At 43.8% G+C, this 11,172-nt stretch carries 11 protein-coding genes, 2 pseudogenes and 1 riboswitch; of the genes and pseudogenes, 7 read left to right on the plus strand and 6 right to left on the minus strand.

Features of this window, described 5'->3' with window-relative positions; genetic code table 11:
• Positions 1-247 (plus strand): hypothetical protein (locus tag JL57_RS22700; RefSeq protein ID WP_034144211.1); only part of this gene is annotated, 247 nt, incomplete at its 5' end.
• A gap of 159 nt (positions 248-406) precedes the next feature.
• On the opposite strand, the gene JL57_RS22705 is transcribed toward JL57_RS22700, so the two are convergent.
• Positions 407-820, minus strand: coding sequence for a hypothetical protein (locus tag JL57_RS22705; RefSeq protein ID WP_034144212.1), 414 nt, complete (start codon positions 818-820; stop codon positions 407-409).
• 159 nt (positions 821-979) lie between these two features.
• Between JL57_RS22705 and JL57_RS22710 the strand changes: the two genes are divergently transcribed.
• Together JL57_RS22710 and JL57_RS22715 are read left to right on the plus strand one after the other, a co-directional pair.
• Positions 980-1,930: a D-aminoacyl-tRNA deacylase gene (locus JL57_RS22710; protein ID WP_034144213.1), complete on the plus strand. Its 951-nt coding sequence runs from the start codon at positions 980-982 to the stop codon at positions 1,928-1,930.
• A gap of 85 nt (positions 1,931-2,015) precedes the next feature.
• A pseudogene (locus tag JL57_RS22715) lies at positions 2,016-2,257 on the plus strand (helix-turn-helix domain-containing protein).
• A gap of 269 nt (positions 2,258-2,526) precedes the next feature.
• Here JL57_RS22715 and pdxA read toward each other — a convergent pair.
• The 3 genes from pdxA to JL57_RS22730 form a co-directional block, all read right to left on the minus strand.
• Positions 2,527-3,534: a 4-hydroxythreonine-4-phosphate dehydrogenase PdxA gene (gene pdxA / locus JL57_RS22720; protein ID WP_034144214.1), complete on the minus strand. Its 1,008-nt coding sequence runs from the start codon at positions 3,532-3,534 to the stop codon at positions 2,527-2,529.
• The gene (locus JL57_RS22725; RefSeq protein ID WP_034144215.1) at positions 3,521-4,804 is read right to left on the minus strand and encodes a four-carbon acid sugar kinase family protein; all 1,284 of its coding nucleotides are present in this window, start codon (positions 4,802-4,804) and stop codon (positions 3,521-3,523) included. Before JL57_RS22725 ends, pdxA begins: the two co-directional genes overlap by 14 nt.
• Positions 4,805-4,900: 96 nt before the next feature.
• Positions 4,901-5,665: a DeoR/GlpR family DNA-binding transcription regulator gene (locus JL57_RS22730; RefSeq protein WP_045690901.1), complete on the minus strand. Its 765-nt coding sequence runs from the start codon at positions 5,663-5,665 to the stop codon at positions 4,901-4,903.
• A 260-nt stretch (positions 5,666-5,925) separates the two neighbouring features.
• Here JL57_RS22730 and JL57_RS22735 point away from each other — a divergent pair, with 260 nt between their 5' ends.
• The 4 genes from JL57_RS22735 to JL57_RS22750 all read left to right on the plus strand — a co-directional run bounded on the left by JL57_RS22735 (position 5,926) and on the right by JL57_RS22750 (position 9,377).
• On the plus strand, positions 5,926-6,606 hold the full coding sequence (locus JL57_RS22735; protein WP_034144216.1) for a hypothetical protein: 681 nt from the start codon (positions 5,926-5,928) through the stop codon (positions 6,604-6,606).
• A 138-nt stretch (positions 6,607-6,744) separates the two neighbouring features.
• The gene (locus tag JL57_RS22740) at positions 6,745-7,698 is read left to right on the plus strand and encodes a cyclase family protein (protein WP_034144217.1); all 954 of its coding nucleotides are present in this window, start codon (positions 6,745-6,747) and stop codon (positions 7,696-7,698) included.
• A 67-nt stretch (positions 7,699-7,765) separates the two neighbouring features.
• A complete protein-coding gene (locus tag JL57_RS22745; RefSeq protein ID WP_291300441.1) occupies positions 7,766-8,140 on the plus strand; it encodes a cupin domain-containing protein in 375 nt (124 codons plus the stop codon).
• Positions 8,141-8,327: 187 nt separating this feature from the next.
• Positions 8,328-8,415, plus strand: a riboswitch (cyclic di-GMP riboswitch).
• A 374-nt stretch (positions 8,416-8,789) separates the two neighbouring features.
• On the plus strand, positions 8,790-9,377 hold the full coding sequence (locus JL57_RS22750) for a sigma factor-like helix-turn-helix DNA-binding protein (protein ID WP_291300442.1): 588 nt from the start codon (positions 8,790-8,792) through the stop codon (positions 9,375-9,377).
• A 463-nt stretch (positions 9,378-9,840) separates the two neighbouring features.
• Here JL57_RS22750 and JL57_RS22760 read toward each other — a convergent pair.
• Positions 9,841-10,698, minus strand: a pseudogene (locus JL57_RS22760) (group II intron reverse transcriptase/maturase); the annotation flags it as partial.
• 81 nt (positions 10,699-10,779) lie between these two features.
• A partial coding sequence (locus tag JL57_RS22765) for a group II intron maturase-specific domain-containing protein (protein ID WP_291300444.1) occupies positions 10,780-11,172 on the minus strand: 393 nt, incomplete at its 5' end.

The raw sequence follows: 11,172 nt of genomic DNA on the forward strand, positions 1-11,172 counted from the left end.
TCAATATGAGCACTGCTTTTCCTACAATTGGAATGCCATGGTAGGATTTCATCACCTTATGCAAATCGGTCGATTTATGAATGTTTTGCTAGTACATAGTGAGCTTCTAGAGAAAAAAGTAGCCGTACTCGGGATCAATGGCTTGTTAGAGTTTATTTTTAAAGCATGTACAGCGGATGTTCTGGATCTAACCCGTATAGCGTCAATTGTTATCGATAATAATTACCAGTGGAGATTGGTAAGTTAGAATCATCCAACGTTTGGATGACAATTTCAAAAATAATTAATGGCCCCCTTTAGGGTTTGTTTGTGGTGAGATAATTTAGTTTCTAGGCAGATCAGTCTTCATAAAGTGATGTGAGACTAAGGTATAACTTTGCTAATGAGTCATAGTTTCTTAAGCGATTCATCTAATTGGTATAATATTGAAAAATAATTGACTGCGAAAAATATCATGCTTCAGCTCTGGATCAATTAGAGTATCATTGCAATTAAATGGACGGATAGTCAGCATTCCTTTTTCATTGCTGGTTTTGCTTTCGGGCTTGATGATTTTCCTGGGGATTTGGGGAGTTACTACTGCAACTAATTTTATGAGTGATTCAACTCTATGGTTAATGATCAGAGTAATTTCATTTTTATCAATAGGTATAGGAGCAGGTTTATTCGAACTTTTGTTTCTTAGTATAATAGGTAGGATTAACTCCTGGGCAAACTCGAAGGTGGCTTTAGCAATTGGGCTTGTTTCTACAGGTGCTGCTGTTGCAATGTTTTTTATGCTGCAATGGAAGCTGTACCCTATAAATATGTTGGTTATCATTGTAGTGGGGGCTTCCTTAAGTATCCTTTTAATCGAGAAGGCTAAAGCTTATAAAGACAAATTATATTAGTCAGTGTTTGGGCGGTGGATAAAATTAGTAATCGATAGTAGAATGATAATTTTTCAATAGTTAAGTTAATCAAACAGGAGGGAAAATTAATGTCTTCAGCTAAAAAAGTAGTTTACTTTTTTTGTATGAACTCAAATATCGACCCGGTTGCAGGGCATGTTTTTAATGCACTATCAGAAATGTATAGTTTAAATGAGACAGATATTAATATTGATAATAATCCGGTGTTAAAACATTCGGATGATATAGGAAATGAATTCTATTTCGTTAAAACTCATAAAGTTGTTTGCCATGATTATAGACACTATCTGCCAATTATGAACCGGTATTTTTCTGATTTTGACATGGCGGGCCTTGTGACATGGCATGAGGGGCAAAATGCTCCGGATGGAATCCTATCGGTTCATACTACAGGAGATGTGGATAGCGGTTATTTTGGTAATGTTGATCCTGTTTACATGCACAATTTATTATGGTTCTTGGAGAAAAATCGAATTGATGCCGGATTAGAGGATTTTAGGATTACCACGGAAGCAACTCACTGGTCCGGTATGATCAATAATGGTGGTACTCCAGATATGATACCTCAGTTTCCAGTACCATTAGTTGATATTGAGATTGGGAGTACCCCACAAAGCTGGTCAAACTACTCTGCAGCAAAAGTTATTGCACAGGCTCTTACCAACGTTTTTAATAGTAATGGTAAAACACAGAAAAACCTGCTTTGCGTGGGCGGTGTGCATTTTGAGCCAGCTTTTGCAAGTGCCGTACTACAGACTTGGGAAGACAATGCTTTTGGTATATCTCATATAATACCCAACCACTGGTTGGTAACAGGACAATATGAAAGTGAAGATGGGCAAGGAAAACTGGAAAATTGCGTAAAGTCCATTAAAGGCGGTATTGCTGGTATTGCATTTCATGATAACTTAAAGGGTGCCTACAAAGAACAGCTAAGAATACTTGGGAAGAAATACAATATTCCTGTTTTTAAGCATCAGTTGCTACGTCGACCTTTGGATATTCTTTGGAATGAATGAAAAATAAAAAATATTTTAATACACCCCAGTATTGCGTATATCGGGAGGAAGCATACCTATTTACAAAAATGAAATAGCCAACATAATGGAGATGGCTCACAGGGTAGTGGCCGTGTTCATGTATTTGTGTGACCGTGCCAACAAGGACGGCAAATGCTATCCGGCGATCGGTACCATTGCCAGAGAACTGAGGCTGTCTCGCAGTACGGTAAAACGCGCCATAGCTGACCTTGAAAAACGCGGTCGCCTGCGTAAGGAGCAGAGTGGCGTGAGAACGCCGGCAAGAGCAGCAATATGTTCTTCCTAGCTCGGGATGATGCCAAATAAACTTGCAAAAGGTCAGAGTTTCCCGCCAGGGGGAAGGTCTGACCTTTTCATGAACTATGGATAGATCCATGGTGAACTATGAAGGTGAATCTCTCACTCTATGAAATTTATCGGCAGAAAAAGAATAATAATCTCTGCTGATCAGAGAGAACTCTTAGCTCTTTGACAGCCCAAGGCAAAAATATGTGGTACTATTACTGTCTCAATATGAGGAGTAACACTCTCCTGTTTTCTGTTTCCGGCACATATAATAGCTTCTTCTTTACAACTTACCAGGATGTACCGCTTAAAATCCATGCCTGCCTGATAGCTTCTTTCATATTCTGTGCATCCGCTTTACCGGTTCCGGCGATATTGAAGGCTGTGCCATGGTCAACACTGGTTCTGATAAAAGGGAGACCCACAGTAATATTTACACTTTTTTCGATTCCCATTACTTTGATTGGGCCCAGTCCCTGGTCGTGATACATTGCTACAACAATGTCATAGTCACCTCGCCGTGCAAGATAAAAAGCGGTATCAGCTGGCAGCGGGCCAACGACATCTATGCCCTTTTCTGACGCTAGTTTAACAGCCGGCAAGATTTTTTCCTCTTCCTCTCCGTATCCGAACAAACCGTGCTCGCCTGCATGGGGATTTATTCCACATACTGCAACACGAGGCCGTCTTTCCGTAATCTTTCGGCTCATTGCCTCGTTAGCCAATAGGATAGTATCATACACACTTTCTGATGTCACAAGCTTTATGGCATCAAGCAGGCCAACATGAATGGTTACCAGAATGACATTCAGTTGTTCGGAGCAGAACATCATGGCAAAACGCTCAGTGTGGGTCAGGTCGGCTAATATTTCGGTATGGCCGGGATATTTATGCCCTCCTTGATGTAATGCTTCTTTGTTGAGCGGTGCTGTGCAAATTGCAGCAGCCTCACCGGCTAATGCGAGGTTTACTGCCTTTTCCACATAACGAAAAGCGGCATGGCCTGCCCTGGGATCTACTTTCCCATAAGGCAGATCATCCGGTAAAAGGCCCATATCGAGACAATCTATCATTCCAAATTTATAGCAACCCTCTTTTGGGGTCTCCACCTTTTTCATGGAAAGACCGGTATGCACGATTCCTTCTGCCCGGTGAAGCATGTTGATGTCTCCCACAACCAGCGGTCTGCAATATCGATATATTTCCTTATAGGAAAGAGCTTTCACGATTATTTCAGGGCCGATGCCTGCGGCATCCCCCATTGTAATGGCAATGATCGGTCGTTTATAAGTATTCATGATCTACTCCTTTCAGAAAATTCCGGGAAACACAGAGCGCCTGAGGTGTACCAAACGCACCGGCTTTTGTAACAACAAGCAAGCGCCTGCCGCTGGTGAACCTGCCTGCCGGTATGCCAGGCTCCACTTCCCCCAGCAGTTCCATCCCATCGTTGCCCAATGCTCGGCAGACTGCCTTGGCTGCATCTCCCCCTGTCGCCACAATACCTCCCGGAATACCGCCGGAAGCAACAGCTCCGACAAGGTTACCCATAGCGCCGGCAATCTCAGCCGCTAAGCGGACTTTATCCCAACCATGCTGCATCGCTTTTTTATCAAGTATTGCTCTGCTCTCCGGTGTGGAATCCAGGTACAGCACAAGGTCCTTGCCTGTTCTCAGTGCCGCATTGGCCTCTTCCTCATATTGCTGCCAGCCTCCGTCAACAAGCTGCCAGCAGGGCATGCAGAGTGCATGAGTTCCCGGCTGCAATATCAATAGCTCCACCTGCTGCTTTGTGACAGGCGAAACACTAGCGGCCACTGTGATTACAGGGCCTTCAGCCTTTGGAAATGGAGCATATGCTTTGGACCTGGCTATACCCCAAGCGCTGGCTATGTATTGTGAGAGGCCGGTAGAACCTACAACCAGGCAATCAGGTAGATTTGCAGAATGCGCCGCAATAGTTTCAAGGTCTTGTTCCGATTCGACATCTAAAACTACCAGTCCAATCCCTTGGGCAGCCAATTGCCGAATCTTCGTCTGGAATATAACTGAAGGTTCACGTACCTGCACGAGAGGAATGTGGGCAACCTTGCGTTTCGATTGTCCGTCTAAAACCCTGACAAGATCTGATTTCAGAGCCGGGCAGGTGGGATCCAGTGAAACAGGGCTCTTCGACAGGGGTATGCCGTTCAGGTAGTGAACTCCGTCAACGGTTGTCCTGCCATAGTAGGGAAAAGCCGGAGCTACCAGGGCTATCGGATAACTGAACCCATCCATCACCCCGTCAATATCAGCTCCTAAATTCCCGCGCAGAGTAGAATCCACCGACTTGTAAATACGCTCACATCCGATCCTCTTCAAGTACAGTGAAGCGCCCATTGCCTTTTGGTAGGCAGCTTCCTTATGAAGTGGACGACTGTCCGTATCCACTGACAAGACCTCGCAGCAAGGGAATTTACCCTTAGGCATTTCCGCCATTGCTATTGTAGAGAGACCTCTTTTTGCAAACTGTACGCCACAGTCTGTTACACTGGAAAAGTCATCTGCAATAATCGCAGCTTTATACATGTATACATTCCCCCCTTTGGCTGTTGTCACAGCATTCCTTTTATAACCGATATTGCAGTGCCCTTTTGAGAGAGCCCGAAACAAACAGCTGATCAATCAAACCCGTACAATCTCTACACCGATTCTCTGCATATCGTTCATGATTGATAAATCCAATTCCGTTCCGGTGATAACCTTATCTACTTTATCAAACGGACATATTTGAAGAACGGCGGACGAAGTAAACTTGGTATGGTCGCACAACACCACGCACTCCTTTGCGCGTTCGATCATCAGCCTTTTACAGCTCATCTCCTCGATACGGTAATTCATCATTCCATATTTCAGGTCAACCGCATCCACACCTAAAAACAATTTGTCTGCATGCAGCTCTTTCCACAGGTTTTCTGCAAAGAAACCCATCGATGTATAGTAACCTTTGCGGATGTATCCGCCTACAGCAATCAATTCTATGATGGGGTGTGGGGCAAGTATATAAGCAATTTCGATATCATTTGTCATCACTGTGATATTCAGGTTGCTGTCGGCAAGCAGTTTAGCAAGTTCACAAACAGTAGTGGATGAATCCAGGATGATGCTGTCGCCGTCTTTGATTTCCGCCATCGCCCGTTCTGCGATGCGGCGTTTCTCATCAATATTCATATTGATACGTTCGGATAATGGAGGCTCATACTTCTGATCATCAATCTTAGACTTCACCGCACCATGCATGCGTTTAATCAAGCCTTTTTGAGCCAGCGTTTTCAGGTCCCTGCGCATTGTGGCGCTCGATACCTTGAACTCCTTGCAAAGCTCTGAAAATGAAGCATATTCGTGTTGATCAATATATGATAGAAGTGTTTGTAATCTGTCTGACCGCATAATGTACCTCTTTTTCGCTTTTTATTTATAAAATAACTCACATTCGCTCATTTGTCAATTATTATGTGCGTAATAATTGAGCGAACTGGTTTAAATTGAGGATTATAGTTGCCTCGATGTGACAAACTTTCAATCATTATCATGACCGAAATTGTAAATTTTGAGCGTTATGAGCGACAAATTATTGACATATAGCTCACTTTTTTATATATTGTTGTTGGATAGTTAAGTAAGGATAGTCAACGAAAGGGGGATAAGGCATGAAGCTTATTGTTATGCTCACACATAATGATGTTACTGTTGCAAATGCAAAGGAGGTGTTTGAATCCTGCACCGACCTGCCGGTCTGTCACTGGGGCTTTAAAAATATCGGGCTCCCGGTGGAGGAAATGAAGGACCTTGCAAAAGCAATCAAGGCTGCAGGAAAAGTCACGCACATGGAAATTGTAAGCTACACTGAGGAAGAATGTCTGGCCGGTGCCAAACTCGCAATAGAATGCGGAATCGATTACCTGTTGGGCACCAAATATTTTCCATCCGTAGCGCAGTTCCTCAAAAATTCCAGCACCAAATACTTTCCTTTCTGTGGTGACGTCTGGGGAAGTCCCTCTATCCTCGGAAACTCCATTGAGGAAATTATAGAGGATGCGAAAAGGCTTGAGGGGCTGGGGGTGGATGGTATTGATCTGCTGGCCTACCGCTTCTTTGGTAACTCTGCAGAACTAATTACACAATTCTCCCGCTCAGTAAAAATCCCTTTGGTGATCGCAGGCAGCATCAACAGTTTTGACAGATTGAATTTTGTAAATCAGATCCAGCCTTGGGGTTTCACAATCGGAAGTGCATTATTCACACATCAATTCATGAATGCAGCTTCTTTCCGGAAAAACTTGATATGTGTTTTGAGCTATCTCCAAGGGATTATGAGCAATAAGTCCTAGAGAAATAATGCAGTTTGTCCTCTATCTTATCAGTTTCGACCGGAGGTTAATAGATTCGGGAGTTGGAAGCGTTGATTTGATAAATGCAAATTGTATCTTGAAAAAACATGGTCGGCATACAACCAAAGGAGGTGTGGAATGTCTAAAGCGACGGCGGATTTTTTCGAAGGACTTCCTGACAATTGGGGGAGATGGGGAGACAACGATGAGGTAGGAGGCTTGAATTTTCTTAGTGACAGTGAGATTTTAAGAGGTGTCAAAGCAGTGGAATCCGGAAGAACATTCACTTTGATGATGGCGCTGAATTCCCCTGGTAAAGCGCCGAACTGGCCGGGCAGAGAGAAGGAATTGCATAGGATGTGCCGTGATAAAAGTCATTATCTTAGCGGTGCCGTCATAGCCGGGAAGGGTGGTGTTGAATATGCAGATGATATTATCACTGTAAACTGCCATGGAACAACTCATTGCGACGCTCTGGCGCATACCTGGCTTGCTGATAAAGCCTGGAACGGCTACAATGCAGCGGCCAATTCGATTGGAGGGATCAAAAAAGCCAGTATCCGGCCCATTGCAGAGAGAGGAATTGTCGGGCACGTAGTTCTATTGGATATAGCAAGATATAAAAAAGTACCTTACCTGAAAATGCATACGAGGATCACACTGGAAGATTTGATTGAAACAGCAGACTACCAGAAGCTAGAAATAAAAAAGTACGATATAGTCTTGATCAGAACGGGGATATTCAATCTATTCTTCAATGAAGGTCCGGAAAGCTTCTATAAGGACTTTGCCGAGCCGGGTATAAATTATGATGAAAACCTTATCAGATGGTTCTATGAAATGGAAATTTCCGTATTTGGAACAGATACATTAGGCAACGAAATGATCCCCTGCCCGGAGACTGGGATTTATAATGCAATGCACGCGGCTCTCAGCAGAAATCTTGGCATTGTTTTCATAGAGGCACATTGGTTGGAACAATGGGCTGAAGATTGTGAGAAAGACGGTAAGTATAACGGACTTTATGTGGCGTCACCTTTAATGATTCACTGGGCGACGGCAAGTCCCGTAAACCCCGTGGTGATTAAATGAAAAGCAGATTATAAACCGGCATGCGGAAGTTAAACTTCTATAAAAATAAAAATTTAAGGAGGATATTATGAGTGAACAAAACAAATATGCGATCAATATGGGTGCAAAATTCGATTTTCTTGATCTTATAAAAGTGCCTGAGCTTATTGATGCATGTAAAGAAAAGTGGTTCAATCAAACCTTAAGCAAGGTGAATGATAGTTTAGTGAGGCTAGGCGTTTTTAACGAAGGTGAATTCCACTGGCACAAACATGATAATGAGGATGAGTTTTTCTTTGTTGTGAAAGGTCAATTGCATATTGAACTTGAAGATAAAACCCTTACACTGCAAACACATGAGGGTATTACAATTCCTAAAGGCATTTTGCATCGGCCTTATGTAAAAGAACCTACAGCTGTTTTAATGGTGGAAGCAGATTCGGTTACGCCGACCGGTGACTGAACAATATATCAGCATTCTAAAATATAAAGTTAAGACAGAGTTGATCTATCTAGATGACTTGAATTATAAGGGTCGCAAATTACATGCACAAAGCCGATACTGCAATGGCTGATAATGAATTATCTTATAACAGCATAATAATCGTTTCAATTACACATTAATCTAGAATGATGTGTTTATGAAAAAATGAAATATTAGGCAAACTTACCGAAAGGTAAGGACGCAAAGTCATAGGGTCTACTATGCAAATGCATTATGACAGCCTGGCTGCCAAGCGGGTCTCTTTCTATGCCTAAATACCTGTCGAAGCCCTCCGAGCTTACGAGTTTGGAGGCTATTTTTATGCTTTCTCAGTATGTAATAAAAAATTATCAGTCGCTACCGAATAGTGGCCTGGCGTGATGACGCGGATATCTATGCTCTTTGCATCATGGCATACGATAAACTATTTGCGGTAAGCCCGATTCTGAACTGCCGGGCAGAGCTAAACGCGCGAAAAAATAAAATACACAGCATCCTTAACGCTCATTTGGCATGTTTCCAAATGGGCGTTTTTTTATATAAAACCGGCCGCTCCATTTTATGCCGCTCCCCTCCGCTTGTTCTTCATTTCCAGATTTTAAAAATCATGAAATGGAGGACAAGCTTCATGGACAACCATGATAAAAAATATACCCTATTGGTTAGAGGGACGCGCGTCACAGTGGCCAAGGAGGTCTACAAAGCCTATTACCACTGCCGGGACAGGGAGAAGTACCTGGACAAGCTGGCGGAGTATAACAATATCTCGCTTGAAGGCTGCAATGAGAAAGGCATCTCCGTGGGGTACATAATTTCTACTGCAGAGGATTCCATGGAGGATGAAATTGTTCAGCGCGATATGGTTACAAGGCTTGAACAATGTCTGCTGCAGCTAGATGAAGCTGAACGCCAGCTGATTATAGCGCTGTTTTACCTCGAAAAAAGCGAGCATCAATTGGCTGCGGAAACTGGTATTCCGCGCATGACGTTACATGACCGAAAGGTCAGGGCTCTTGGCAAGCTAAAAAAACTTTTAGAAATAAAAAAATTTTCCGTCCAACCCCTCACTTTTTTTCCTAAAGAAGTGAGGGGATTTTTTTTATTCCCCTATTGTTCTTTGAAAATTTCATATCCGGCAGCACAAATACATGAGCTGTCCAGCCGTGTGAAAAGCGGCAGCGACGTTGACGGGCGCGCCAAGACTGCCTGCGGATGAATTTCATCCGTCGAACCGATGGCATCGAAGGTGACGAGCGGAAACACCCGGTCATAAAACAGTCTGTGGTGGACTGTTTCGCAATGAAATGGACAGTGATAATGCTACTTCAGTCCAGCCAGAGACTCAAGCAATGGGGGCGGCTCGCAGAGATCCTGGGAGAGGTGAAATTCCTATGGTGTTTGCTTAACCGGCAAACCGTTTATGCTGCCGCCCTGAGAGCCGCAAGGCTTTTTCGCTTCGGGAAGTAGTGTCGAATAGAAGCGGCAATTCGTAATGAAGAACAAGCAGATCATTTTTTGATCTTAGAAACTATGCGGCAGGATGGACTTTTTCCGTCCTGCCGTATCCTTCTGAGATTAAATTCAAAATAATGAAATAGGCGGATTAGCAAAGTAACCCGCCCCTTCCCGAACCGTGCAGGCGGCTTTGACCGCACACGGCTCTCCATATTCCAAATGGGTTATCGTCGTTTCAGCTGATTAAGCTGGAACCTGCCAGCTTCGACATTAGCAAAGCAGTGTCCGCAAAGGGGTATCTGACGCCGGTTGATGTCCAGCATGACAGTGACAATCGGTGCGTAGGGCTTGTCGAGCTTCTTCTTCGTTTTCCGGTGATACATGTTGACATTTGAATGCGGATTGCCGCAGATGTAGCATACACGGGAAAGCTGGTCCATCAAGTTAAACTTTGGTAAGTCAAATGAATTAACTGCCGACTTGATTTTAGCGAAGAAGTCGTTTTTTCTCGCCAAAGATTTGTACAGTGCCAGACTGACAGAGCAGGCTTTACCTTTGGCATTTGTGTAATTGACCAAGAGAGCTTTGCCGTACCGGGCGAACACTTTCTTTAAGCTGATGTCAAATTTGCGCGCCAGAGTTTTAGCGATTGAGAACTGCACGATGTATTGGATGCGGGAGCCCAGGTAGAAGTTTGCACAGCCGCGTTGCTGAGTCAGGAGTCCACGGAGTACCTGGTTGCCATACTTGATGATTTCTTCCGGAGATTCTCTAAGGAGGCGAGTGATACCAATGGGATAACCGTTGCCTTTACACATACCGTTTTCACGTAGCTTTTTCAGGATGCCCTCCGTATTCATGTAGATACGGAGGGTTGGATCAAAAGGGTCGCTTTGAAACTTACTGTGTTTGACAGAGCCCTTGCGGATGATATATCCGAGAAAGGGCACGTCATCATCTGCGGCATGTGTGATTTTGGTTTTCTCGTCACTTAACCTCAGGCAGAGTTCGTTTTTCAGGAATTCCTTGATTTTCTGTTTCAAGTCGACTGCATAGGCTTTAGGAGCAATCAAGCCAATCAGAAGGTGAGTAGCCCGGGGGAATCACACCGCCCAGGCCCTCTCAGAACCGGACTTGAACCTCTCAGCTCATCACGGCTCCCATCATCCAGCCGTTGGCTTGATTCCCATCTTCCAATGGACGAAAAGTTTGGGTTCTCGCTTGGCTATGTTTCCCAAAAAGTTTTCCGCCCTTGTCTTATGGATTTCCAGCTTTTTGTATTTTCTCCTAGCCCATTGAACCAAAGCATTGTTCATGTGCCGCAGTACTGGGTACATTTGGGATTTGTAAAAGCGTCCGTAATAGTTAATCCATCCTTGTAGAACTGGATTTACCTCACGAGCGATATCCTCTAACTTTAAGCCTGGTTTCAGATGTATCCTCCACTGTCGAATGGTTTGCCGCATGTACGTGGCTGCTTTGTTACTCACAGCTGGGCTGAAGTTGATGAAGTACTTTCCATGCCGATTTTTGGAACGTCTTGCTCTAAACGTGTA

This window comes from Desulfosporosinus sp. BICA1-9 (assembly GCF_000802135.1).